The sequence below is a fragment of the Shivajiella indica genome, assembly GCF_042683085.1.
GTDB classification, from domain to species: Bacteria; Bacteroidota; Bacteroidia; order Cytophagales; family Cyclobacteriaceae; genus Shivajiella; species Shivajiella indica.
The window spans coordinates 113,674-139,569 of sequence record NZ_JBHUIV010000010.1 but is presented as its reverse complement, the minus strand read 5'-3'; the positions used below and the strand labels follow the sequence as shown (position 1 = coordinate 139,569).

The 25,896-nt window shown below is 37.3% G+C and carries 22 protein-coding genes and 3 tRNA genes; 15 read left to right on the top strand and 10 right to left on the bottom strand.

All coding sequences use genetic code 11. From position 1 onward, the window contains the following. Positions 1 to 105: 105 nt before the first annotated feature. The gene (locus ACFSKV_RS04030) at positions 106 to 2,661 is read right to left on the bottom strand and encodes a phosphoenolpyruvate carboxylase (RefSeq protein WP_380800568.1); all 2,556 of its coding nucleotides are present in this window, start codon (positions 2,659 to 2,661) and stop codon (positions 106 to 108) included. A 238-nt stretch (positions 2,662 to 2,899) separates the two neighbouring features. Here ACFSKV_RS04030 and ACFSKV_RS04025 point away from each other — a divergent pair, with 238 nt between their 5' ends. The 9 genes from ACFSKV_RS04025 to ACFSKV_RS03985 all read left to right on the top strand — a co-directional run bounded on the left by ACFSKV_RS04025 (position 2,900) and on the right by ACFSKV_RS03985 (position 10,240). Then, positions 2,900 to 5,206 carry a putative monovalent cation/H+ antiporter subunit A gene (locus ACFSKV_RS04025; RefSeq protein ID WP_380800566.1) on the top strand — a complete coding sequence of 769 codons (2,307 nt, stop codon included), beginning with the start codon at positions 2,900 to 2,902 and terminating at the stop codon, positions 5,204 to 5,206. Between the two features lie 111 nt (positions 5,207 to 5,317). After that, positions 5,318 to 5,728: a Na+/H+ antiporter subunit B gene (locus ACFSKV_RS04020; RefSeq protein WP_380800565.1), complete on the top strand. Its 411-nt coding sequence runs from the start codon at positions 5,318 to 5,320 to the stop codon at positions 5,726 to 5,728. A gap of 1 nt (position 5,729) precedes the next feature. Further along, entirely contained in the window at positions 5,730 to 6,083 is a 354-nt protein-coding gene (locus ACFSKV_RS04015; protein WP_380800563.1) for a Na+/H+ antiporter subunit C, read from the top strand. Beyond that, entirely contained in the window at positions 6,080 to 7,603 is a 1,524-nt protein-coding gene (locus ACFSKV_RS04010; RefSeq protein WP_380800562.1) for a proton-conducting transporter transmembrane domain-containing protein, read from the top strand. The genes ACFSKV_RS04015 and ACFSKV_RS04010 overlap by 4 nt, the downstream gene beginning before the upstream one ends. Then, on the top strand, positions 7,600 to 8,079 hold the full coding sequence (locus ACFSKV_RS04005; RefSeq protein WP_380800560.1) for a Na+/H+ antiporter subunit E: 480 nt from the start codon (positions 7,600 to 7,602) through the stop codon (positions 8,077 to 8,079). Before ACFSKV_RS04010 ends, ACFSKV_RS04005 begins: the two co-directional genes overlap by 4 nt. Further along, entirely contained in the window at positions 8,076 to 8,348 is a 273-nt protein-coding gene (locus tag ACFSKV_RS04000) for a cation:proton antiporter (protein ID WP_380800558.1), read from the top strand. The genes ACFSKV_RS04005 and ACFSKV_RS04000 overlap by 4 nt, the downstream gene beginning before the upstream one ends. Further along, positions 8,345 to 8,743, top strand: coding sequence for a cation:proton antiporter (locus ACFSKV_RS03995; protein WP_380800556.1), 399 nt, complete (start codon positions 8,345 to 8,347; stop codon positions 8,741 to 8,743). Before ACFSKV_RS04000 ends, ACFSKV_RS03995 begins: the two co-directional genes overlap by 4 nt. 6 nt (positions 8,744 to 8,749) lie before the next feature. Continuing rightward, on the top strand, positions 8,750 to 9,892 hold the full coding sequence (locus tag ACFSKV_RS03990; protein WP_380800554.1) for a lactonase family protein: 1,143 nt from the start codon (positions 8,750 to 8,752) through the stop codon (positions 9,890 to 9,892). Positions 9,893 to 10,048: 156 nt separating this feature from the next. Further along, positions 10,049 to 10,240, top strand: a complete 192-nt coding sequence (locus tag ACFSKV_RS03985) for a cold-shock protein (RefSeq protein WP_123951032.1) — start codon at positions 10,049 to 10,051, stop codon at positions 10,238 to 10,240. A gap of 56 nt (positions 10,241 to 10,296) precedes the next feature. Here the strand turns inward: ACFSKV_RS03985 and ACFSKV_RS03980 are convergent, their stop codons facing one another. Next, positions 10,297 to 11,406 carry an o-succinylbenzoate synthase gene (locus tag ACFSKV_RS03980; protein WP_380800553.1) on the bottom strand — a complete coding sequence of 370 codons (1,110 nt, stop codon included), beginning with the start codon at positions 11,404 to 11,406 and terminating at the stop codon, positions 10,297 to 10,299. A gap of 40 nt (positions 11,407 to 11,446) precedes the next feature. On the opposite strand from ACFSKV_RS03980, the gene ACFSKV_RS03975 reads away from it, so the two are divergent. Continuing rightward, positions 11,447 to 12,670 carry an S-adenosylmethionine:tRNA ribosyltransferase-isomerase gene (locus ACFSKV_RS03975; protein WP_380800551.1) on the top strand — a complete coding sequence of 408 codons (1,224 nt, stop codon included), beginning with the start codon at positions 11,447 to 11,449 and terminating at the stop codon, positions 12,668 to 12,670. A gap of 1 nt (position 12,671) precedes the next feature. On the opposite strand, the gene ACFSKV_RS03970 is transcribed toward ACFSKV_RS03975, so the two are convergent. Next, positions 12,672 to 13,091, bottom strand: coding sequence for a LytR/AlgR family response regulator transcription factor (locus ACFSKV_RS03970; protein WP_380800550.1), 420 nt, complete (start codon positions 13,089 to 13,091; stop codon positions 12,672 to 12,674). 159 nt (positions 13,092 to 13,250) lie between these two features. Here ACFSKV_RS03970 and ACFSKV_RS03965 point away from each other — a divergent pair, with 159 nt between their 5' ends. Continuing rightward, the gene (locus tag ACFSKV_RS03965; protein ID WP_380800548.1) at positions 13,251 to 14,189 is read left to right on the top strand and encodes a hypothetical protein; all 939 of its coding nucleotides are present in this window, start codon (positions 13,251 to 13,253) and stop codon (positions 14,187 to 14,189) included. On the opposite strand, the gene ACFSKV_RS03960 is transcribed toward ACFSKV_RS03965, so the two are convergent. Beyond that, on the bottom strand, positions 14,186 to 15,502 hold the full coding sequence (locus tag ACFSKV_RS03960) for a PAS domain S-box protein (protein ID WP_380800547.1): 1,317 nt from the start codon (positions 15,500 to 15,502) through the stop codon (positions 14,186 to 14,188). The two genes, ACFSKV_RS03965 and ACFSKV_RS03960, sit on opposite strands and share 4 nt — an antisense overlap. A gap of 279 nt (positions 15,503 to 15,781) precedes the next feature. Further along, complete coding sequence (locus tag ACFSKV_RS03955; protein ID WP_380800545.1) at positions 15,782 to 16,048, bottom strand: hypothetical protein; 267 nt, start codon at positions 16,046 to 16,048, stop codon at positions 15,782 to 15,784. A gap of 669 nt (positions 16,049 to 16,717) precedes the next feature. Here ACFSKV_RS03955 and ACFSKV_RS03950 point away from each other — a divergent pair. From ACFSKV_RS03950 to ACFSKV_RS03940, 3 genes are all read left to right on the top strand, one after another. Next, a tRNA-Ser gene (locus ACFSKV_RS03950) sits at positions 16,718 to 16,806 on the top strand. A 31-nt stretch (positions 16,807 to 16,837) separates the two neighbouring features. Then, a tRNA-Pro gene (locus ACFSKV_RS03945) sits at positions 16,838 to 16,911 on the top strand. A 50-nt stretch (positions 16,912 to 16,961) separates the two neighbouring features. Continuing rightward, positions 16,962 to 17,043 (top strand) — tRNA-Leu (locus ACFSKV_RS03940). 15 nt (positions 17,044 to 17,058) lie between these two features. Here the strand turns inward: ACFSKV_RS03940 and ACFSKV_RS03935 are convergent. Both ACFSKV_RS03935 and ACFSKV_RS03930 read right to left on the bottom strand, forming a co-directional pair. Further along, a complete protein-coding gene (locus ACFSKV_RS03935; protein ID WP_380800543.1) occupies positions 17,059 to 18,153 on the bottom strand; it encodes an AI-2E family transporter in 1,095 nt (364 codons plus the stop codon). A 44-nt stretch (positions 18,154 to 18,197) separates the two neighbouring features. Further along, complete coding sequence (locus ACFSKV_RS03930) at positions 18,198 to 18,947, bottom strand: NUDIX hydrolase (RefSeq protein ID WP_380800542.1); 750 nt, start codon at positions 18,945 to 18,947, stop codon at positions 18,198 to 18,200. Between the two features lie 343 nt (positions 18,948 to 19,290). Between ACFSKV_RS03930 and ACFSKV_RS03925 the strand changes: the two genes are divergently transcribed. Continuing rightward, positions 19,291 to 21,393 carry a M28 family peptidase gene (locus ACFSKV_RS03925; RefSeq protein WP_380800541.1) on the top strand — a complete coding sequence of 701 codons (2,103 nt, stop codon included), beginning with the start codon at positions 19,291 to 19,293 and terminating at the stop codon, positions 21,391 to 21,393. Positions 21,394 to 21,448: 55 nt separating this feature from the next. On the opposite strand, the gene ACFSKV_RS03920 is transcribed toward ACFSKV_RS03925, so the two are convergent. Genes ACFSKV_RS03920 through ACFSKV_RS03910 form a run of 3 tightly spaced genes read right to left on the bottom strand, consistent with a single transcriptional unit; the run spans position 21,449 to position 25,879 of the window. Next, positions 21,449 to 22,609, bottom strand: coding sequence for a THUMP domain-containing class I SAM-dependent RNA methyltransferase (locus ACFSKV_RS03920; protein WP_380800539.1), 1,161 nt, complete (start codon positions 22,607 to 22,609; stop codon positions 21,449 to 21,451). A 50-nt stretch (positions 22,610 to 22,659) separates the two neighbouring features. Next, entirely contained in the window at positions 22,660 to 23,487 is an 828-nt protein-coding gene (locus ACFSKV_RS03915; RefSeq protein ID WP_380800538.1) for a DUF4249 domain-containing protein, read from the bottom strand. Between the two features lies 1 nt (position 23,488). Next, positions 23,489 to 25,879: a TonB-dependent receptor gene (locus ACFSKV_RS03910; protein ID WP_380801376.1), complete on the bottom strand. Its 2,391-nt coding sequence runs from the start codon at positions 25,877 to 25,879 to the stop codon at positions 23,489 to 23,491. Between the last annotated feature and the right edge of the window lie 17 nt (positions 25,880 to 25,896).

Genomic DNA, 25,896 nt, shown 5'->3' with positions numbered 1-25,896 from the left:
AAACAAACTTTGGCTTAATTCCAAAAAAACTGAGGTGTTTCCAAAAACCACCATTTGGAAACACCTCAATCCATTATTACTTTTTCTTAAACAAATTAAAGGAAGCTATGCCGCATTCCTAGCAGCATTCACTATACCGAACATGGTTCTTAAAATCAGTTTTTGCAATACTGGATCGTCCACTCCTTTCTCCAACATGGTCTGAATGGCATATTGCTGAATTGTAATTACCGGTAGGACTATCTTTTCCCTGATGGCGATGGATTCTTTGGAAGTTGGATTATCTTGAAGTAGGGTATCCATTCCTGATACCTCCAACAACAATCGGATGGTCCTTTCATATTCTCCATACATCAAAAGCCAAAGGTCAGCATACTGAGGGTTGTCTTTTAAATAGGCCGTGGCTCCATAAAAAGATTTTGCCAAAGACTGCATGGAATTTCCAAGCAATGACCTGAAAAAGAGTGAATCATTGTAAAGTTGCTTAGCAGCATCAAACTTCCCTTCCTTTTTCAAGGCTTCCAAAGCAGCCCCTACCCCAAAGAAACCAGGGATGTTTTGCTTCATCTGAGCCCACGAGCCAACAAAAGGAATCGCCCTTAAATCTTCGAATTTTAAACCCGAATCCTTACCCCTTTTCAAAGGCCTTGAACCAATGTTGACCTGACCGAAATATTTCAATGGGGTCACATGCTCTAGGTAAGGCAGGAACTGGGGATGGCTTTTAAAATCCTTATAAAACTGATAGGAAACTTCCGCCATTTCATCAATCAAAGCCCTCTGATACGCATTCAATGTTTTTTCAGAAGAAGGATACAGTTCATTTTCTATCCCGGCACACAACAATTGCTCCAGGTTATAGCTACAGGACACGGGCTTGCCATAATTGGAAGAAATTGTTTGACCTTGAATGGTGATCTGAATCTCTCTGTTTTCCACTTGGGGACCATGGGAAGCATAGAAATTGTGCATATTCCCACCTCCTCTGGCAGGTGGCCCACCCCTACCGTCAAAGAATACAACACTAACCTCATACTTTCTGGAAATTTTTGTCAATTCTTCTTTGGCTCTTAAAATGGACCAGTTGGCACGTATATATCCCCCGTCTTTTGTGCCATCTGAAAATCCCAACATGATGGTCTGTTTGAATTTTCTATCCTTCAAATGTTTGATGTATTCTGGATTTTGATAAAGCTTCTCCATAATTTTTGGCGCTTCTGCCAGATCATCAATGGTTTCAAACAAAGGAACTATATCTAAGGGTAAAGCGGCTTGTTTTTTTCCAAGCCTAAGTTTAGCCAGTTGGAATACTTCCAAAACATGGAGGGCAGATTGACAATTGGAAATGATGTAGCGGTGAAGTCCGTCTTCACCGTTATTTTTTTGGACAGACTGTATGGCATCAAAACTCTTGAGCATTTCCTGATGAAATTCATCTTTCAAATCGGAAACCCCTGGAAGAGTCTCAAATTCCAACAAAAATTGGACTTTCTCCTCCTCACTCAATTTATTATAGGTCTCCATTCCCTCTTTACCAAGTTGTATTTCAAGAATTTCATCCCATAAACCATCATGCTTCCTACTGTCCTGACGCACATCCATATTGGCAAAATGGAAGCCAAAAATCTTCACCTTGAGAATAAATTCATCCAATTGCTCTAAAAACAAACCTTCATGAAACTCAATCAACCCTTTTCTTGCTTCCATTAGATCGGCCAACAGTTCTTCTTTACTGTTATAATAATTCTGATCCTCAAATAAGGAATTGAACAATCCATTCTCCACTTTAAGCATGATTGGTTCTACATTTTTGAATGTCAGTCTTCTTCTGATCTTTCTTACATCCCTATAGTAGCATCTCAATATCCATTTTTGCAATCTCTCGGACACCTTCACTGTAATATCATGCGTAACAAAAGGGTTTCCATCCCTATCACCTCCTGGCCAAAATCCAACCTTCAATAATCCTGGATTATCCCATTCTTGAAGCGGGATATCCAGCATATTCAAAAGCCTGGTCATGATATCCGGAATACTCTGATAAAATACATTGACCAAAAACCAGATCAAACTTACTGCTTCATCTAGAGGGGTTGGCTTTTCTTTATTGATAAATCCGGTTTTGCCTAACTGCTGTAAAAGAAGATTGATATTTCCTAAGTCATTACTGCGGATTGCAGATTCAAGATCAGTGATGATACCTAAAACATTTCCCGGATAAAATTGGGTAGGATGTGCCGTCAAAGTAAGCCTTACAGAAAAATTCTTCAACTTTTCAATTAATGCTTCCCTTTTACGGTCGTTCTCCACACGGGTTACTAAAGCACTGATACTTCCTTTTCCCGAGATATCATGGATTTTTTCAAAAGCAGCATCTTCTATAGAATCAAACAATACCACCTGACGCTCAACGTATTGAACCATTTTAAAAAGTAGATCATGTCTCTCCGCTTCTGAATTATTTGCCATCAATTCATTAAAAAAACCATGGATTATTTCTTTGGGTGTCTTCTTTTTCTCAAAGCCCTCCTGGCATTTACTAGCTAAAATGGGTAAAAGCGTTCCTGTTCTGTGAATATCACTGAATGGTAAATCCAAAAATAAACTGTTGTAAATAGTAAACCTTTTGGCTACTTCGGTCTGGTAATTGTTTTTTGACATAATCTGTTTAATGGGTTTGAACATGTGAATTTAATAAAAAATAAATAAATGACTATGTTTTTGACATTTTGACCACAAAACAAGTTATTTGTTAAAAATTATTGCGGTATTTTTCTCATTATTTGAAAAAACCATTATAAAAATAAAAAATGGTTACGTTCTTATCTTGTGAAAATATTTAGGTACAAATATTTTCGTAACTTAGATTTTCATTGTTATTGAAATTTAACCTGCAACTATGATAATAGCTGTACTTTCAGGTTTCTTTTTTGCGGCATTGCTCCCATTGCTGGGAAGGTTTGCAAAAAAAACCATTCCGTTGATTTTTTCCCTTTTACCGATTTCCCTTTTTATTTTTTTCTTATTCAACCTTCCGGTTATTAAAAATGAAAATACCTGGATCAGTCATATATCCTGGATTCCGAGCTTCGGTATAGAATTATCATTCAGATTGGATGGGCTTTCCATGTTGTTTTCCTTGATGATTACAGGTATAGGGGCTTTAGTTTTTACGTACACAGCATATTATCTCAAAGGACATCCTTATCTGGATAGATTTTATGGGTATTTGTCCATGTTTATGGCTTCTATGTTGGGAGTGGTGCTGTCAGATAACCTGATAAGCCTTTTTATTTTTTGGGAATTGACCAGTATTAGTTCGTTTTTTCTGATAGGATTCAACAATGAAGATGCCAGTTCGAGGAAATCTGCTATGACAGCCTTGGGTATTACCGGGTTTGGGGGATTGGTAATGTTGATCGGATTTGTTTGGATTGGATATATTACAGGCACCTATTCCATTTCAGAGTTGTTGTCTAAACCTGAATTGCTAAAGAACCACATAGGCTATCCTTGGATAATTTGCTTGATTTTCGTAGGGTCATTTACAAAATCGGCCCAATTTCCCTTTCATTTTTGGTTGCCTGCAGCTATGAAGGCCCCTACCCCGGTCAGCACTTACCTTCACTCGGCCACCATGGTAAAAGCCGGAGTTTTCCTGCTTGCAAGATTTACACCCATTCTTGGCGATACTTTATTGTGGACTACCAGCCTGATTACAATTGGTGCCATTACTATGGTATATGCCGCAACACATGCCTTATTCAGAGTTGACCTTAAAAGTATTTTGGCCTATTCCACGATTTCGGCTTTGGGTATTTTGGTGTTTCTGATTGGATTGGGAACTGAAAAGGCGCTATTGGCGGCTACAATGTTTATTCTAGCTCACGCTTTGTATAAAGCAGCCTTGTTCCTGATTACAGGTATAATTGACCATCAGACTGAAAGCAGAGATGTGAGTCAATTGGCAGGTTTGAGAAAAGTGATGATGCCTGTGGCCATTGCCGGTTTTATCGCAGCCCTGTCCAGTGCAGGAGTCCCATTGCTAATCGGTTTTCTGAGTAAAGAAGTAATGTATGAAGCCACCCTCCAATTCGGTCAATGGGCTGTGCTTTTGACCTTACTATTGGTCTTAACAAAAATTTTTCTGTTTGTCGCCGGATTTTGGGCAGGAATCAAACCATTTGCCGGAACACTTCCAAATGAATTCCAAAAAGTCAGTATGCCATCAGCCTTGCTTTGGGTTCCTCCTTTACTTTTAGGAACATTAAGTCTCCTGTTTGGCACTTTTCCTATTATTATAGAACAAGCTTTGATCCAGCCTGTAGTCAACAGCATGGTCGGAAAAGAAAACCCGATTTATCTTGCCCTCTGGCATGGTTTCAATTTGGTGCTATTATTAAGTTTAATCACTTTAGTACTAGGTTTTATTTTGTATTTATACCTTAAACCTTCTGAAAAACTCTTCCTTAAAACACTGAAATTCGAAGCTGTATCCCCGGAGAATTTGATTAGTGGATTTGGAAACTTATTTTCCTGGTTTGCCTTAAAATGGACAAAATTTTTCCAAAATGGATACTTAAGAAATTATGTTATTACTATACTGGCATTTCTGACTTTTCTTACAGCTTATACTTTGTTCGGAGGAGTTAACATTTATATAGACTGGAATCAGATTTCAACCATAACCCCATCCGAAATAATTGTGGTAGTGCTCATGATCATTTCCATTTTTTTTGCCATTATTTCTACATCAAGAACTACCTCTATAGTGGCTTTAGGTGTTGTTGGATTTGCAAACTGTCTGTTCTTTTTGTTTTATTCAGCACCTGACCTGGCTATGACACAGTTTTCGATTGATACCTTAACTGTATTGCTTTTCATGCTGGTCTTGTTTAAACTTCCCAAAAACAAAACTTTGTCCTCTAAAGGCATGCGGCTCAGGGATGCTGTGCTTTCTCTTCTTTTCGGAACATTGATCGCTATATTGACTTTAGAAGTATTTGAAGAACCCTCTGGGTCGGAAGTTTCCAAATATTTTGCAGACAATGCCTATTTGCTGGCAAAAGGAAGAAATGTTGTTAATGTCATATTGGTAGATTTCAGAGGTTTTGATACTATGGTGGAAACAGTAGTCCTGGTTATTGCAGCTGTTGGCGTGTTCAGTTTGATGAAACTCGATTTAAACCCTTCAAAAAAAGACTGACATGAAACCGAGCCTGCCTGAGGCAGACAGGCATAATGATAAAGACAGACACTGAAATAATTGTAAACATGCGATGTTCTATCTCACCAATGAAAAATAAACAGTATAGAGATGAAATCACTGATATTTAAAACAGCATCCACGTATTTATTACCGCTTTTGCTCTTATTCTCTGTATTCATATTGCTGAGGGGACATTATTTACCAGGAGGAGGCTTTGTTGGAGGGTTAATGGCGTCAATTGCTTTTTTGATCCACTCATTTGCATTCGGGCTAAAAGAAACCAAAGAAATCATCAAAATCAATCCAGGGTATCTGATGCCAATAGGATTGATTTTAGCTGTAGGGTCTGGGATAGCACCCATACTTATAAATGAACCATTTCTTACCGGACTATGGTTTGAGGAGCCTTTGAAATTTATCGGAATGGTTGGCTCAGCCCTTTTCTTTGATATTGGGGTCTACCTTGTGGTTATAGGCGCAACTTTGACAATCATGTTTTCAATAACTGAAACAGTGTAGCATGGAAATATTATTGATTATCATTATAGGATTATTGCATGCGGGTGGCTTATATATGCTTTTGAGGCGCAGTATGTTTAAAATGATCATCGGGCTTATCCTATTAGGAAATGGTGCCAATCTGCTTATTTTCTTAATGGGCCGGTTGGTCAAGGGCCATCCCCCTGTTATTGAAGATGGCCTAAAAGTTTTTACAGAAATATATGCAGATCCTCTTCCTCAAGCCTTGGTTTTAACTGCCATTGTAATTGGTTTTGGACTCCAGTCATTTGCAATTATATTGATCAAAAGGGTTTACAAGGTGCTGGAGACAGATGATCTCGATGAACTTAATTCTACTGATGAAGACATATGAATAATTCCTTGATTGTTTTGCCTATTGTCATTCAGTTTCTAGCAGGAACTATACTTCTGTTTTTTTGGGTCAAAACCGAAATGCAGAAAGTTCTAAGCATCATTTTTTCTGTTTTGGCCTTATCCATCAGTATTTGGCTTTTTATGTTGGTTTGGAATCAAGGTATTCAAGTGACCCAATCCGGAAATTGGCAGGCACCGTTTGGAATCAGCTTTGTTGCCGATGTATTTGGGGCAACCATGGTACTTATTTCCTCCATTACAGGATTTGCAGTAAGCATTTTTTCCGCTGGAAGCATGAGAAAAGAGAGGTTGGAATTTGGCTTCTTTCCGATATTGCACTTTTTGATCATGGGACTTCAGGGAGCTTTCCTTACAGGAGATATTTTTAATCTTTATGTTTGGTTTGAGGTAGTGATCATTTCCTCTTTTGTCATGATGACTTTGGGAGGGAAAAGAAAGCAATTAGAGGGGGCCATCAAATATGTTTCACTGAACCTACTTGCTTCTACTCTTTTTCTTATCGGTATTGGATTTATTTATGGCCTGACAGGTTCGCTGAACATGGCTGATATTGCAATAAAAATCACAGACATACAAAACCGGGGATTGATTAATGTCACTGCTGGTTTATTTTTGGTAGCATTTGGAATCAAATCTGCGGTATTCCCTATGTACTTTTGGCTCCCCGCTTCCTATCATACTCCCCCTCCTGCGGTTTCATCTATATTTGGAGGGCTTTTGACCAAATTGGGAGTATACGCTATTTTAAGGTCATTTACATTGATTTTTGGAGGTGATGAATTCCTAGTGTCTATGTTGGGTATCATTGGCGCCCTTACTATTCTTTCAGGTGGCTTTGGTGCTTTGATGCATCATCATTTGGGGAAAATTTTCGGTTATTTGATCATTTGTCATATTGGCTTTATGATGATGGGTTTGGGAATTTTCACAGAAATCGCCATAATAGGAACTGTCTTTTATCTGATCCACGATATCATAGTCAAGACCAATCTGTTTATGATTTCCGGAGTCTTACTTAAGATTAACGGAACCCAGGATATCAAAGAATTGGGAGGAATGTATAAAAACTATCCTCTATTATCACTTTTAATGGCCATACCCCTATTTTCTTTAGTGGGAATCCCCCCTCTTTCTGGTTTTTGGGCCAAAATATTCTGGATTAAAGCAGGTTTGGAAACCGAAGAATTCGTTTTGATCGCCTTTATCATACTTGGCAGTTTCCTTACTCTATGGGTAATTGCTAAAATGTGGGGGGAAGTTTTCTGGAAACCTGGGGAAGGACTTCCCAAGAAAGCAAATGGGCTATATTTTGATGAACTCAGTACTGGCGATAAATGGCTATGGATATTCCCTATAGTATTTCTTTCTTTTATTTCTCTCTATATAGGTTTAGCAGCTGAAAACATCATCATCCTATCCCAAAAAATCGCAGGTGACCTGATGGATCCGAGTAATTATATTGAATCAGTCTTGCAAATTAAATCGATAAGGCCATGACCAAAAACCTTCTTCTCAGCAATTTACTCCTTGCCATTATTTGGGTTATGGCAACAGGTACACTTACAGAAGAGAATTTCATATTTGGATTTATGGTCAGTTTCCTGATCCTCTATTTGATTACAGTCAACAAAGAGGAAAGGAAATATTTCACCATGTTACCAAAACTTATTTATTTTATCCTCTTCATGCTTTGGCAAATAATTAAAGCGAATTTTCAGGCGGTGAAGGAATCTTTATATACTAAATCCAAGCTTTCCCCGGCAATTGTAAAATATCCATTGGAGGCCTCATCCGATGTTGAGATCACCTTACTTGCAAACCTTGTAGCCTTGACCCCCGGCACCTTGGTCATAGATATTTCAGATGATAAAAAGGTCATGTATATACATGTGTTACACCTCGAAAATAAAGAGAGTTTTATATCTGAGGTAAAAAACAATTTTGAGAAACGTTTATTGGAATTAATGAGATGAGCCTGCAAGAATATTTCCAATTGATAATCATACCGATTTTGGGTATTTCAGTAATCCTGGTCTTTATCAGATTTATCAAAGGACCAAGTCTGGCAGATAGAGTAATCGCACTGGATATGCTGATTCTGATTTCCATCTGCATCATTGCGGTTTATAGCATGGTATTTAATCATAGTACTTTTTTGGATATTGCTATGCTGTTTGCATTGATAGCTTTCCTAAGCACTACTGCATATGCTTATTACCTTGAACAAAGAGAAAGAAAATGAAAGAAATAATCATCATGATATTGTCCACCTTCGGTGCTTTGTTTGTTTTATCCACATCTGTAGCGATGTTGAGAAAACCGGACGTATACTTAAGGATATCAGTAACCGGAAAAGCAGCTACTTTAGGCATTGGATTATTGCTCATATCAGCCGCTGTATTTTTCAGTGATTATTCCGTTACCACCCGGGTAATCGCAACCATAATTTTTGTATTATTGACAGTCACCATTGGAGGCCATATGTTGGCGAGAGCTGCCTATTTCACCAAAACACCTATCTGGAATGGGACCAAAATTGATGAATTAGCAGGCCAATATGATCCAAAAACCCATATACTCTACAGTGAAAAACATAACTCCAGCATCAAACCGGAAAAAACTGATACTCCTTCCTGAATTCAAATGAAACAACGTTTAATATTCCTATTTCTGACAATTACCTACCTTATGGTCAATTCATGCGATGAAGCCCAAGAAGAAGAACAAGTAGATACCTCCTATTCATTTCTTATCGGAGCTTACACAGAAAATGAGACCCAGGGAATAGGTTTGCTGTCCTTTGACCCCGAAAAGAACCTTTTACAGTCAAAAATCATCGCACCAGGCTTGAATAATCCATCGTTTGTGATTGCAAATAAGGCTCAAACCATGGTTTTTGCTGTGGAAGAAACAGGAGGTGAAAACGGAGGTAAAGTGGTCTCTTTGAAACTGGACAGACAAACCAATACAATGGAAAAAATTGATTCACAAAGTACCTTAGGCGATCATCCCTGTTATTTAAGTCTGGACCCAAAAGAAGAGTTTTTGGTGGTCGGAAACTATTCCGGAGGAAATTTTTCAGCATATAAAATAAATAATGGAAATCTGGAACTTGTCCAGACATACCAGCATGAGGGCCAAAGTATTAACCCGGACAGGCAGGGAAGCCCCCATGTGCACAGTGTGGTATTTCATCCAAATGGGAAACAATTACTGGTGGGAGACTTAGGAACAGATAAAATCCATATCTATGACTTCAACCCCAACTTTGCAGTTCCCTTCAATAATGGAACGCCACCTTACTTTGAAGCAGATGCAGGGGTTGGACCAAGACATCTGATTGTTCATCCCAGTGGTTCACCTATCTATCTGGTCCATGAACTGACGGCAGAAATTGGAGTATATTCCTATAATGCAGGCTCATTATCCAAAATTCAGACTGTGCCCCTTACCGATGAAGAATTTGTTGGAGGTATTAGTGCTGCAGAGGTAAGATTATCACCCAATGCAAGATTTTTATATGCGTCCAACCGGGGAGATGCAAATGAGATCTCCGTATTTGAGGTGGAGAAAGATGGCCGACTGACTTTTGTGGAAAGGGTAAAAAGTGGCGGAGAAATGCCCAGAAATTTCATTATAACAAAAGATGGAAAATATTTATTGGCTGCCCATCAGGCTTCAAATAATATTACTGTTTTTGAAAGAAACCAAAAAACCGGTAAGCTTACCAAACTCAATATTGAGGGCAGTTACCCAAAACCCGTCTATTTCTTTGGGCTGGATTAAAAGATTTTGCAGTAAAATTTTCTTATTCTTATATGATTTTTTTAAAATTTCTTTTGGAAAATTTAATCAAATACTTTTTAAATATTTTACTGCTTTCGTTTTATATCTAAAAACTATCCGTACCTTTGAGAAATTATTAATTCAATTTCAATTATTATGAACACAGGTAAAGTTAAATTTTTTAATGAATCCAAAGGATTCGGTTTTATTATTGACAACGATTCTTCAAAAGAGTATTTCGTTCACGTAACAGGTTTGATCGACGAAATCAGAGAAGATGACGAAGTTACTTTCGACCTTAAAGAAGGAAGAAAAGGCCTAAATGCAGTGAATGTAAAAGTAGTTTAATCTATATATACACATTGACATCTAGTACAAAGCCCCGAATTTCGGGGCTTTTTTTATTAGTTAGTAAAACCATTGAGCAATTCTCCCCAACCCTTTTCTTTTTCATAGTAAATTTGTCCTTCTTTTATGGTTAAAGGGGAATCCAAATTATTTTGATACAATTGTCCCGTTCCCAAACCCTGAGGCATGGTTACAGAAAAAGTTGATGTAAACTGGGAAATGGCATTCAGACCGATGTTACTTTCCAAGGCAGAGGTAATCCACCAACCGATTTCTAAAGATTCTGCAATAGAGATCCATTCCATACAGGACTGCAGGCCTCCCACCAAAGTAGGTTTTAGAATAATAAATTGAGGCAGAACAGTTTCCAAAAGATTTCTTTTCCCTTCTTCTCCATTCACCCCGATCAGTTCTTCATCCAATGCAATGGGCAATGGGGTGGATCTGCAAAGTGAAGCCATTACCTGAATTTGACCTTGTCTAATCGGCTGCTCAATGCTATGCAGATCAAACCTTGAAAGAATTTCCAATTTTTCCATGGCTGATTTGGGATCAAATGCACCATTGGCATCAACCCTTAATATGATCTCATCTTTTGAAAATCGGGCCCTGATATATTCCAATAAACTACACTCCTGTTCAAAATCAAGGGCGCCGATTTTCATCTTGATGCAGTTATATCCTTCCTCAAGCTTTTTATCAATCTGCTCCAGCATAAAATTTTTATTCCCCATCCAAATCAAGCCATTAATTGGGATAGGCTCATTCTGATCAAAAAATGGATTGTCAAATATCTTTTTTTTGCCTCCATGCAAAAGGTCCAATAAAGCTGTTTCGAAAGCAAATCGAATACTGGGAAACCGCTCAGGAATAACTCCAGATACCCAATTCAAAATTTCTTCCTCAGACTTCCTCAGGTCAATCCCTGAAAGCTGATTGCAATAATCCTTCAAAAAGAATTCGAAATCGGGCAAATCATCCAAACTTAACTTGGGCAAAGGGGCCGCTTCTCCCCATCCAATAATTTGGGGAATTTCATTTTCAAAAGCCTTGACAAAAAAAGTCGTCTTTTCTTTCAAAACACCTCTAGAAGTACCTGCATCAAACTTAAATTTGAGATGGTAAGGCAGGAAGCTGAATTTAATATTTTTTAAAATTGCTTTCATTCGGTATATATTTGCCCCCTGATTGAAAACCGGCCACAAGATGCAAAAGTTATCATCTATTGAGGAAATAAAATTATCTGATTACAGCTATATCCTTCCTGAAGAAAGAATAGCAAAGTTTCCTTTGGAAAAAAGGGATGAGTCAAAATTACTCCATTTCAAAGACAATCAGATTTCTCATCATCAATTTTTTGAAATTCCAGACCTTATACCTTCCGGTAGCATGATGGTATTCAATAATACCAAAGTAATCCCAGCAAGATTGATATTCCAAAGGGAAAGCGGTGCTAAAATTGAAATTTTTCTTTTGAAGCCTATATTACCAAGTACCGTCATCAATGAAGTAATGATCAACACTTCCTCAGTTACCTGGGAAACAATGATAGGAAACCTGAAGAAGTGGAAAGAGAATGAAATATTACAAGGGAGGGTAACTATCCAGGGCCAAGAATGCATCTTAAATGCAAAATTAGTGGATAGAGAACGTAAAGCAGTAGAATTTCAGTGGTCGGGAGGAAAAATCCCATTTGTTGCTCTGGTAGAAGCTTCAGGTGAAGTACCTCTTCCGCCCTACCTCAATAGAAAGGCAACCGCTGAAGACAAACCCAGGTACCAAACTGTTTATTCCAAAAAAGAAGGTGCTGTGGCTGCCCCAACAGCAGGTCTTCATTTTACGGAAGAAACATTTCAAAAACTAAAAGAAAACAACATCAGGCATGAGTTCCTTACCCTTCATGTCAGTGCAGGCACTTTTCAACCCATCAAGGATGAAAATGTAAAGGACCATGACATGCATAGCGAACAAATTGTCGTCGATTTGAAGACCATTCAACGGCTTTCTGAACAGGAAGGAAATATTATCGCTGTCGGGACAACTTCCATGCGGACTTTGGAAAGCTTATATTGGTATGGTGTAAAATTAATCTCAGAGAAGGACCATCAGTTTTTTATTCCTAAATTATATCCTTATGGGTTCGACCAATATTTACCTTCCCGTCAAGTTAGTCTCCAAGAGGTCTCAAAATATATGGTAGAAAATGACCTGAGCGAAATTACCGGGTCAACCGAAATCTTCATCATGCCAGGTTATGATTTTAAAGTATGTGATGCTTTGGTAACCAATTTTCACCAACCCTCTTCCACCTTAATCTTGCTGGTCGCGGCATTTACCAATGGGAATTGGACAAGGATTTATCAAGAAGCTTTGGAAAATGATTACCGTTTTTTGAGTTATGGAGACAGTAATTTACTGTGGAAGGCTTAATTTATTCCCCGTTTCCTGTTCCAAGCTTGTTGATCCCATTAATTAAATTTTGAAAATAGGTTCTACCAACAGGGATGACATCCTTTCCTACTGTAACTTCTCTTGGATTGATGGTGTTAATTTCATTAATCCTAACTATGTAGCTCTTGTGAATTCTAAGGAAATCGTCCTCAGGCAGGACAGTTTCAAATTCTTTGAGAATATTTCTTAAGGAAAAAACATGGCTTCTGGTCACTAAAGTTGTATAATTTCCATCACCCTTCAGCCAAAAAATATCCTTGAATTTAACCTTAACCAAGTTTCCCTTATTCCGAATAAAAATGGCATCCTTGATCAATAGCTTATTTTCTGAATTTAAAACTCCATTTCCGTTATTGTTTCCATTGGACTTTGTAGCATAAACATTTAACACCTCTTTCATAACTCAATTAATTTACAACATCTAAACAGTATTATTCAAGAATTGTTTTGGACAATTAATTGGTGATTTTTATTAACTTTATCCAAAAACTCAATATTAGTTGAGTTAATCTGTCAATAGGCCGTTTAATGATTTTTTTAACCCCAAACTCCTATTGCAATGAAAATTCAGGCTGAAAAATCCGTATTTCTACTTCCCCTCCTCATTTTTGTTGGGATATCTTGTGAAGAAAAAATTGAAAAGCCTATACCTTTAAAAGAACCTATTCCGGCTACCTACAATTTGGAATTCATTACAGAATTAGATAGGGAGGTGAAAGAGTCATCAGCTCTATCATTTTTTAATGATGCCCTTTGGACAATAAATGACAAAGGCAATGAAAATATCCTTTATCAGTTGGATGCCATCAATGGTTCAATCCTAAAAAAAGTAAGGATAAGCAATGCAGAAAACATCGATTGGGAAAGTATGGCACAAAGCACAGACCATATTTATATAGGGGATTTTGGGAACAATGATGGTAATAGAAAAGACCTGGCCATTCTAAAAGTAAAAAAATCAGACTTATTGGCATTGGAAGAAGTTATCGCTGAAAAAATATTTTTTTCCTATCCTGAACAAACCAACTTTGACCCTCCTTCCCAAAACCATAATTTCGATTGCGAAGCTTTTTTCTTTGCCAATAATCAATTTCATTTATTTACAAAAAACTGGGCCGATAATCAGACCAATTATTATACTGTACCAGATATCCCAGGTAACCAGACAGCTGATTTAAAGAAAATATTTGATACTAGTGGACTTATTACTGCTGCTGATATCAATATCTCAAATGGCGTAATTATCCTTCTTGGTTATACCAATTCCGGAACTAATTCCCAAAGTTTTTTATGGTTACTTTCAGATTATCCTTCCTTCAATATTTTCAGCGGAGAAAAAAACAAAATCATATTAGGTAATGTAAGGGAATTAGGGCAAACTGAAGGGATTTATTTTAAGGAGGACAACGTTGGTTGGGTTACATCAGAAGAAATCTCTTTGGGTCCGTTAAGGGTTACTCCCAAATTGTTCAGATTCAATTTTAAAACCTACTTTTAATCCAAATCAGAAACCTGTTTGCTGTTTTCCCTGATTACCTTGTCCAATTCCTGGGCAAGTGGTTTTAAATAGGAGAAGTACTTTTTGTTTTCCTTATCCATCTGGGACTTGTCAATCAATTCCAATAAACCAAGTATCGATGACAAAGGTGACCTTAAAGTTGTAGATTGGCGATGGAGTATGTCACGCATCAAGCGATTTTGATTTTTAATTTTATCTATTCTAACCTTTTCCTCATGGATATCTTTGCAGATATAAATAAAACCATTAATTCTCTTGTCAGATTCCTGTAAAGGATAAAACTTATGATTAAACCAAATTTTGTCTCCCAATCTGGGGTGAATTACTTCATTTTCCAAAACCACTGATTCTCCCTTGAAAATCCTTTCATTATGTTTTAAAAAAAACTCATCCAAACCTTCAAACAAACAGGATAAAAATTTATCTCCAATTTTCAATGATCTGCAAAAAAATGAAGAAATAAGTTTCTCTGCTTTTCCATTAAAACCAAAAATTTTCAAATCTTTTCCAACAAAAAATATACATTCCTCGGCATTTTCCAGAAGATTCCGCAAAGTGAGTTTTGATTTTTTTAACTCTCCAGATAAATTTTGAATTTCAGAAATATCTTTGAAAATGATATCAAGACCTGTAGGCCTGGGAATTACAAATACTTTGTACCATTTACCATTGATACTGCTGTACTCCTCAAAAATTCTAAGCGTTTTAGTTTCTTTAGCATTTTTGAACTCCAATGCAAATCTGTAAATGTTTTGATCGGGATAAATCTGCCAAATGGTTTTACCCAAAAGCTGATTTTCTGAATATCCAAAATATTTTTCCGCATGTTCATTCAATGAAACAATTTCCCAAGAATGATTCAATTGGAAAAAAACATCTGTAATAAGGCTCACATCTTTTGGGAAGGTCTTTTCTTCTAAAGATGCCTGATGAGTTGACGTTTTAGGATATCCCAGACCCAAAATCCCAGAAAAATCACCTTCCTCATTTTTCATTACCGAAAACTCCCAAGTGATTGGTGTATTTCCATGTTGCAAATCAATCTGGAAATTATGGTTTGGACGCTCCACTACTTTCATAAAAAAATCATGAATATTAGGCCTATCACCTTTACTCAAGGTGTCCAAAAAGTTTTTTTCCTGAATTACAGTGGCATTAGGCTTAAATAATTTTTCAAACCTCTTACTGGCAAAATAAACCTGTCCTTCAATATCCAATACACAAACATAAATAAGGTCTGAATTTTTGAAGGTTGCCGGAACTAAGGATTCTATTTCATCCAGTTTCAACATAGAATTGAGCAGGGTATTATTTTAAAAAGGCTTCTATTATATTTTTTCTAATCTCCTCAAAGGTACAAGATAAAAAGATTAAAATATAGTTTTGAAATAGAATTTTTTAAAGAATTTTATTCTAAAAAATAATAAAAATAAACCCTAAAATTTTTTAAACAGTTTTTTTCATTTCACAAACTGTTTATTGGATTTCAAATAAAAATCCTCGCGTAAATTCTTAATGAGATTAATTATAATACAAAAAACTTTCCTCTAATAATCATTAGATGTCCGAAATTATTGCATAGCCAGTTTAATTTCTGACTGTAATTGATTAAAATCAGAATAATTCACTTCTTTAACCAACATGATCAAAGAATGGGCAAATTCCTGTTTACATAAGGTCACAAAATAGGAAGATCCATCAATTTCACATTGAATGATTCTTTTTGAATCAAAGATTCTCATTAAACTATCTTTCTCCTTAGACCTGACAATCAGTTTGTCCTGGTCCTTTTCACAACTATTGATGGAGAAGGTTCCATGAAGAGAGGTAATTATCATTTCTGTAAAATTTTTATCATTCTGGATTGTTCAAAGAAAGAAGGATCATAGATTCTGTATAATTTTCAGATAATAATCAATTCAAATATACAGAAGAAATTTTTTCAAAAAAATACCCTCTTAAGGGTATTTTTATCACTTAATTATTACGTTTTAACATGAATTAATACCATTTTCATCAAAAATAAACCGAACAGCTCTTGAAAAGCCTGCTATTAAAATGTATGTATTTTTACTAAAAATCAGCTTGATGGTCAAAAATGTAAAGTAAAATTTTAAATGAAAAAAAATATTATAAAAATGGGATTCCTACCTTGTAATAAGGTCAAAGATTTATGTTTTTATCGCTCTTTAAATAAAAAATATCAAAAGGAAAGATTTTTTTCCCTTGACATACAGATGATTATTCTTTCTGTTCAAAAAATCATCTTTCTAAATTGATTTAATGCAGATTTCATTTTGCTAAATTCTCCAAGATTCCCTTATATTTGCAACTCATAATTCAGATAAAGATCTGAAATTGTAAAGGTTTAGAAACCTTCTTCTCATTTAGAAACTTTGTTTGCTTTGATAAGCACTTGGTTTCTTAATGTAAATAATTCGGTGAGTGTCTTAAACCATCCCGATCGGTATTGGGATAAACTGCCGTACGGGTAGAGATAAAAAATTAGAGAGTTGGGTGAGTGGCTTAAACCAGCAGTTTGCTAAACTGTCGTACGGGTAATTCCGTACCGGGGGTTCGAATCCCCCACTCTCTGCTGAAAGGATTCTGAGGAATCCTTTTTTGTTCGGGGTGTAGCGTAGCCCGGTATCGCGCCACATTTGGGATGTGGAGGTCGTAGGTTCGAATCCTGCCACCCCGACTTAGAATACCTGAAATACCCGATTGATCGGGTATTTTTATTTAAGAAACGCGCACGTGGCGAAATTGGTAGACGCACTGTCTTCAGGCGGCAGCGCCTTCGGGTGTGGAAGTTCGAATCTTCTCGTGCGCACAAAAAAGAGGCTTTTCAGGCCTCTTTTTTGGTTTTGAACTTTTTCTTAAATAACATATAAAAATTCTCCTTGTTTTGAATTACGGGATAATTCTCCCCCATTAAGTAGCCATAAGGAGCCAGACTTGGTATTTTCTCAAAAGTAATTTTAAGTAGACCAGCCAATGGAATAAATAATATCATGCCGGATATGCCCCAAATAAATCCTCCCACCAAAATGGCCAATATTACGGCAAAAGCATTCACCCTGACTCTAGCTCCAACCACCACAGGGGTAATGAAATTATTTTCTATAAACTGGATCAACCACAACATAAAGAGGGTGGCTAAAGGATAAAACAAACTATCAGTAGTCAAGAGTACATAGAACACCAACAGCAAAGAACTGAATATGACCCCTACGTATGGTATTAAATTCATCACCGCTATAAAAATTGCAAAAAGAACATAGTATTTGATCCCTAAAAAATAAAATACAAAACCACAGATAATACTGACAATGATCGTAACCATGAGCATCCCTAATAAGTAGGATTGGATTACACCTCCTGATTCCCTGATCCAATTTAAAATAGTATGTTCGCCATCTTTGGCTATTTTCCTCAAAAATTCCACGTAGAAATCTTTGTAGTACAACATCAAAAAAACAAATAAAGGGATCACACCTAAAAGCACCAGGGACCTACCTGTTTCAAATAACGCTGACTCTAAGTTTTCTTTTTTTAAAAAATCCGATGTAGTGGGCATACTTTCCTCCCCCATACCCAAATAATGTCCCATATCGCTGAGGTAAAGATTCATCTTTTTCTCAAAAGAAGCTTGGATTTCAGGAATATCTGAAATTAGACCGATTACTTGATCTGTGAGAACATAAAAGACTGTTGCGGCAATGGAGGTCACAAAAATTAAAGTGATCAATATGGCAAAAGCCCTTGGAAATCGTTTTTCCTCCAACCAATTGGAAATGGGATACAAAGCAAAGGCAAAAAATGCTCCCCAGACCAAAGGCAGAATTATAATTGAACCTGCCATCATGATCCACACCACTAAAACAAAAATGATCAATGAATAGGCAATTTTTTGCAACTTCAATAAAGAGACCGAGCTCATGATTTCTAAGAATTTCTATTTGAATTGAAGATAGTATCTTGGAACTAAATAAAAAATAGCCCTCCTTCTTTTAATACTTCCTTGTATCTTTTCTCTTCAAATTTATATAAAAATGGTGATTTGTGGGCGACCCCCTTCTTTACCTCTTTTAATTTTACCACAATGCCCGAATTAAGGATTTTCTTTTGGAAATTCCTGGGATCTATTTTTTTACCCAAAATCGCCTCATACATTCTCATCATATCCGGCATGGTAAATTTCTCTGGAAGAAGATTCAGTCCAATGGGTTGAAAACTCAACTCCAACCTAAGAGCATGCAAGGCTTTTTCCAAAATTTCCCCATGATCAAAAAGTAACTGCGGAACATCAGACAAATCCCACCAGGCACATTCATCTGAAAGGTGGTCAGGATTAGGAAAAACCTCCTCATAATCAACCAATGCATAATACCCTATCGAGATTGCCCTTTGATACCAAAGTTTGGGATCAATGACATGGGCCAATTGTTTTTGAATATCATTTGTATCGTAGCGCTGTACTTTTCCAAATGTATAAAACTGCCTCAAAAATATTTTGTCCATTCCTGTTCTTTCTTTAAGGACACGAATAGCCGCTTCATCCAAAGATTCATTTTGCCTTATCACCCCTCCGGGCAAACTCCATAGATCTGTCCCTTTCCATTTTAAAAGTAAAATCTTCAAAACATTATCATGGAATCCAAAAATGACACAATCCAAAGTAAGTTGGGGGACTAATTCTATATCTTCTGACCCTACAGAAACCTTTTCTATCATGCTAAACTAATTTATTTCAATATGTTGCAATTACATAATAAAGATCATGATTTAAATTTAAAAGTTAATTTATTCCGATATTCAAAATCTTAGATAAAACCATAAAAATTCTTTCATATTTTCATACTAACGCTTTAACCCGATAAGCAAGGTACTAAAATGTGTACAGTAAAAAGAATTAGAATGCTGGGCCGGTTGAAAGACTTGCCTGGTTTGATAAGGATAATCATCAAAAATCAAGTTCAATCGGCCAAAACAAATATCAACCATTTAAAAATAATCAATGCCCCAAAGGATAGCTTTGGATATATTTGTAGTTCGGCATATCTCTAAAACAAAGTCTATGAAGAAACATTATCTACTTTTATTCATTTTTGCAATACTGCTTGTATTCCAAACTAAAGCACAATCCTTAGATGGTTTTTCAAAAGCTTCTGATTCAAGGCAGAAAGAATTTGAAAAAAAATTCAAAGAAACGGTTGATTTCACCCGTTTTAAAACACATTTGAGTACGATTACGGCAGAACCTCATACTGCAGGAAGTGCTGCAAATGAAAAAGTAAAGGATTACATGGTGGAAACCATGAAAACAGCAGGTTGGGAAGTGTCTGTCTATCCTTATGATCTTTATTTGACAAAAGGTCAGGGAGAATCCCTAATTGAACTGGTCTATCCAATCAGAAAACCTCTGAACCAGCAAGAGTATATTGTTAAAGACAATCCGTTTTCAAACCATCCTGAACTAAAAAAGGGATGGAATGCTTTTTCCGGAAGTGGTGATGTGACTGCGGAGGTTGTTTATGCTAATTACGGCACCAAGGCTGATTTTGAAAAATTGGCAGAGCTTGGAATAGATTTAAAAGGTAAAATTGTACTTGCCCGTTATGGAGGAAATTTCAGAGGTTATAAAGCAAAATTTGCCGAACAATACGGAGCAGCAGGTTTGATAATTTTCACAGATCCTGCAGATGCAGGTTATGTAAGGGGTCCTGTATATCCGGAGGGATTCCTTTTTAATGACAATTCGATTCAAAGAGGTTCCTTATTGACAGTTGATTGGACCGGAGATGCGTTAACGCCATTTGAACCTGCATTGCCATTAGATGGCAAAACCAAGGTTAACCGTCTCAAACCAGAAGAGGTAAAAGGTCTCCACACCATTCCTGTAACTCCAATTTCTTATGGTTCAGCACAGGAAATCCTGGAAAAAATGCAAGGGAAAGCAGTGCCTGCAGGTTGGCAGGGAGGCCTTCCATTTACTTACCGTTTGGAGGGAGGCCCTGAACTCTTGGTAAGATTAAAAGTTGAGCAGGAACAGGGTATGGTAAGAGCCAATAATGTCATTGCAACTCTAAAAGGAGCTACCAATCCGGATGAATGGGTAATTCTTGGCTGTCACTATGATGCATGGGCATTTGGATCTACTGACCCCAATTCCGGTACAGCCATGCTTCTGAGCATGACAGAAACATTGGGAAAATTGGCTGAACAAGGTATGCGGCCCGGCAGATCTATCCTTATAGCCCATTGGGACGCTGAAGAACATGGGGTCATTGGATCCACTGAATGGGTAGAACAACTTAGGGATGAACTGAATGCCAAAGCAGTAGCCTATATCAATTTAGATGCGGCTGTCGGGGGAAGAAATTTCGGGGCTTCAGCCTCTCCTACCATGAAAAAAATCATCATGGAATCAGCAAAAGAAGTAATGTACCCTGATTCCACAAAAACAGTTTATGAAGTTTGGGCGGGAAATCGGGAAGAGCCGACCATAGGTAACTTAGGAGGAGGTTCTGACCATATTGCATTCTACATGCATGTGGGAGTCCCATCAATAAATGGAGGGGCGGGTGGACCTTCTCTTTACCACACCAATTATGATGACATGTACTTTTATGAAAAATTTGCAGATCCAAGTTTTAAAATGGGGGGAACTGTTGAACAAGTGATAGGGATTATCGCCTTGAGATTGGCAAATGCAGAACTCATACCTTATCATCTATCCCGCTACGCTACCGATTTGGATATCCATTTCGGCAATGCAGAAAAACAGGTAAAAGGCTATAAGAGTGACTTTGTTGGATTCGGTAAATCCAAAGATGCAATCGCTGCTTTAAAAATCAGTGCAGCCGATTTGGAAAGTAAAATAGCAAAAGCCCTGGAAAATGGAAGTTTGGACAGTAAAAAAGCCTCAATCATTAACAAAGATCTTTTGGCGTTGGAGAAAAGTTTCATCGATCCAAAAGGCATGTATTATGGCAACTGGTACAGATCCCTATATGCTTCCACTGATCCTTTCAGTGGATATGCCTCCTGGGTATTACCCGGAATACAGTATGAAATTGAAATGAAAAATACCGAAAGGCTTCAGGAATGGGATGAAAGGTATAGTGCTGCTATTCTTGATCTGAAAAAGAAAATGGATGCACTGTCTGGTAAAATTTAAGAAAAAGACCCTGGGAAAGATCCAGGGCCTTTTTTAACAATTTTCATCTAAACAATCACTCCTTCTTTCCCTTAAACAACTCATATTTCAATAATCGACAATCAATCGTCCCATTGTAAAATTCAATTCTTCTGGAGGTTCTCAAACCAACTCTTTTGGCCAAGGCCATATTTCCTGTAAAAATATATCCGGAATATCCGGAACATTTTTGTTTCAAAAAATCCCCCATTCTCTTATATGTTTCTCCCAAATCGCCCTCCTCTCCCAAACGCTCCCCATACTCAGGATTAAAAAAAACAACACCGTTCTCATTTGGAGGTACATTTGTCTCTTCAAAATCACAGACTTCAAAATCTATCAGTTCCTCCACCCCGGCAATTCCCGCATTTTCCTTGGCAAAAAGCACTGCTTGTTCACTGATATCAGAGGCTATAATTTTTAAATTAGGATTTAAAGTTATCTTATTTTCCATCTTTCTCCTGATCTTTTCATAAACCTCCTCATCATATCCTTTGATATACATAAAAGCATAATGATCTCTGAATAATCCCGGAAATCTTCCTGTAGCCATTAAAGCGGCCTCAATGGCCAAAGTTCCTGAACCGCACATGGGGTTTATAAATGGACTATTTTTGTCCCATTCAGAGGCATAAATGGTAGCAGATGCCAAGGCCTCCAACATAGGTGCATGCCCAGGTATCTTCCTGTAGCCATGCTTCGCCAAAGTTTCCCCAGAGGTGTTGACATACAAATTTGCCTGGGTATCCTTCCAATATAACTGAAAGACCGCTCCATTGAAATCTGCCCCTGTATCAGGCCTTCTCCCAAATTTCTCCCTAAACCTGTCCACTACTGCATCCTTGATTTTTACATTTACAAATAAAGGATTATTGACTGTATCATTCTCTACATGGGATACCACTGAAAAATAAGTGTCAACATCTATAAAATCCTCCCAAGGAAGAGATTTCACCCTCCTGTAGATATCATCTGCTTTATGCAGGTAAAAAGATTTTATTTCATAAAGCACATGGCTGGCAGTCCTTAAGTGAAGGTTTAAATCAATACAGTCGTTCAAACTTGCATAGAGTTCTATATGGGTTCTAGAAACATGTCGGGGTCTAAAACCAAGTTCCAAAAGTTCTTTTTCCAAATAAGGTGCAAACCTGTCCTTACAGGTCACTACCACTTTTCCTTTGAGGTCAAAATCGATCATACCACAAAAGTAAGGAATTGTATGGAGTGAATACCAGATAATACAAACAATCAATCCGGTTCAATGACCAACGTTTCTGACAATACTGGACTTACCATAAAATATCCAAGGGCCTCTTGGTCACCATAAATTTTCCTGATGTTGGATTGTGGATTTTGAGGAGGTGGACTGAATAAGCCCCCATCATTAAACAATAAACTGACCAGTTGGTTGAGGTAATCAAAAGCATCCCTATTAAGTCGGAAAAGTTCTAACCTGACCCTGTCATTGGCTTTAAAGGGAAATCCGGTCAATTCGAAACCATTATCCAGAATCGAAGTCCCAAAAGTATCATCAAAAAGAAGATAATCGTTCCTATTGTTCATTAAGGTGTCATTTTTAATGATTCTTACCCTGTAGTTATTGTCTTCTGTAAAAGGAATTTTTCCGTACAGCGTAATATAATATCCTTCTTCTCTAAAGGTCCTCTCTTCTCTGAATTCATAAGTGATGCTATCCAAAACAGGGGGCTCCATCAAGATACCTTCTGAAACATATTCATTTCCATTCCATATTACTGAAAGTTGATAGGTATCTCCAATGGTACCTCCCACATTGAAAAATGGAAAATACCTATTGGCCTGATTGGAATAACGAAAAGGGATATTGAATCCTGTAGAAAGGTTTCTGATGACAACCAAGGCATCATCAATGACTTGATTGGGTTCTTCATCATAAAAATCCTTGGATTTTGTGATCCTGACGAAATTGAGCGCCCCAGCATCCGTCCAAACCCCTTCAATTACAGGCATTGGTTCAACCGTTCCCAAGTCAAGATTCACTTCTTCCTGACAGGAAAATAAGCCAATTGAAAATAAAAGGATGATTAAATTTCTCATACTAAAATTGAAAATTATAAGTAATGGCAGGAATATAGGTGAATAAATAGGTCATGACCACCCCTGGCCTTCTACTGAAAACTTCCTCTCCCGAACCTGGATCAAAGTCAATTTGATCATTGACAATTTCAGTAAACTGATAGGCAAATGGATTTTTTCTACCATATAGATTGTAAATACTGAAATTCCAGCTTCCCCTCCATTTTCTTCCTTTATCTGTATTTCTCCAGGTGACAGAGGCATCCATTCTGTGATAATCCGGGAAACGGTCTGCATTCCTTTGACTTCCATACAAGGGCAAGCGTTGGGTGTCTACTTCGTAAGAACCAATAGGAAAGGTAACCGCTTGGCCGGTCGTATACACAAACGTTAAATTTGCGGACCACCTTTTTGAAAATTCATGATTCAAAACCAAAGTAACATCATGGGGCCTGTCAAAGCGTGGATTGTACCAGTTGTTGTCACTTATCCCATCAACCTTTCTCCATGTTCTGGAAAAAGTATAACTCAGCCAACCTGTAGTTTTTCCGATATTTTTTTTAAGCAAAAACTCCAATCCATAAGCATATCCATTACCAACCAAAATCTCAGTCTCGACATTGTCGGTAAATAAAACACTTGCTCCCTGCCTCAAATCGATGATGTTTTTAAAATCCTTATAATAACCTTCTAGGGATAATTCCCATTTATTCCGGGCGATATTTTTAAAAATACCCAGAGAAACCTGATCTCCCCTGATGGGAGGGATATAAGTTCCTGCTGGAATCCATCTGTCAATGGGTAATCCCGCAGAACTATTAGAGGCAACTTGTACGTATTGATAATTGCGGTTAAATCCTCCTTTGATGGAAAGGTCATCTTTCAACAAATAACGAAAAGAAAACCTGGGTTCAAGACCCTGATAAAACTCCATATTCTCAAAACGTCCGAAAGAAAGACTGTCCAAGATTACCGCATCCGGTTCTGGAACACCGCCCCTATAAATGTAAGTGACCCCTTTTCCTACTTGATTATAAAAACTCCATCTCAAACCTGTCTCAATCCGCAATTTTGAATTCACATCAGTAGATGCAGAAATAAAAAGATTGTTCTGAAGCCCATTTCTTGGATTTGTATTGGTAGGTTCAATAGAAGAATTGGATGAAGGCAACAAATTTATGGGTGCAAAATGATACAATTGGGTATGGAAACCCCATTGAAAAATAGTATTCTCGGAAGGAAGAAATGACCATTGGGCCTTCGCACCCGTTTCAGATAACACGTTATCCCACCTAAAACCATTGTCCTCATCGTCAAAATTTACCAGGTATTTGTATTTACTATGATAAATATTCAAGTCAAAAAAGGATTTATCACTTATATTCCTGTTCCAAAGAGCAGAGGTAATCCAATTGTTCCAACCTAATCCAAATTGCCTTTCCAAACCTAAGAAATCTGATCCATAGTAACTGGAAATACTGAGTTTATCCTTTTCCCCTAATTTGAAGGTGAATTTTCCACTGAGATCAAAAAAATATAAATCATTATTATTGATATTCTCATTGGGGGATAACCTCAGAAAAGCATCTGCATAAGTTCTTCTTCCTGAAACAGTAAACGAGGATTGATCTGAAAAAAGGGGGCCATCTACTGTTAATCTTGAACTTATGGTTCCTATCCCTCCTTCCCCTTTAATTTTTTGGTAATTACCTTCCCTCAAAGAAACATCAATCAAAGAAGAAATCCTTCCGCCGTAGTTGGCAGGGATTGTACCTTTGTAAAATTCAACTCCCTGTAAGGCATCCGGGTTAAATACCGAAAAAAAACCGAAAAAGTGAGATGGGTTGTAGATAGGTGCTCCATCCAACTGGACTAGGTTTTGATCTGCTGAACCTCCACGTACAAAAAGACCCGTGGTACCCTCCCCTGCTGTTTGCACTCCGGGAAGCAATTGTAGACTTCTTAACAAATCAACTTCCCCAAACAATGCCGGAATATTTTTGATGGTTTCTATAGGAATACTAGATTTCCCCATATCCAGACTTTTCACATTCTGATCCGGCGCCCTGTCCCTGATAATGATTTCTTCTAAAGACAGCTCATCAGGTTTTAGGTAAAATTTCAAAGGTTTTTCCAAATCTTTCACTGATATTATCCGTACAGATTCTTTGAAACCAATAAATGAAATGACCAATTTGGCGGGAAACTCAATGCTTTCAATAGTAAATTCACCGTTGATATCAGTGACCACACCCTTCTGTGGTTCGCTTTCCCAATATACATTGGCTCCAGGAAGTGGCTGATCGTTTTCTATTTCAAAAACAACTCCTTTAACAAAATCCACCTGTTGTGACTTAGCAGAAAAGACAATCCCAAAATATAAAACACCCAACAGCGCTGGTAAAAATCTCATCATTATGTCATGTTTTG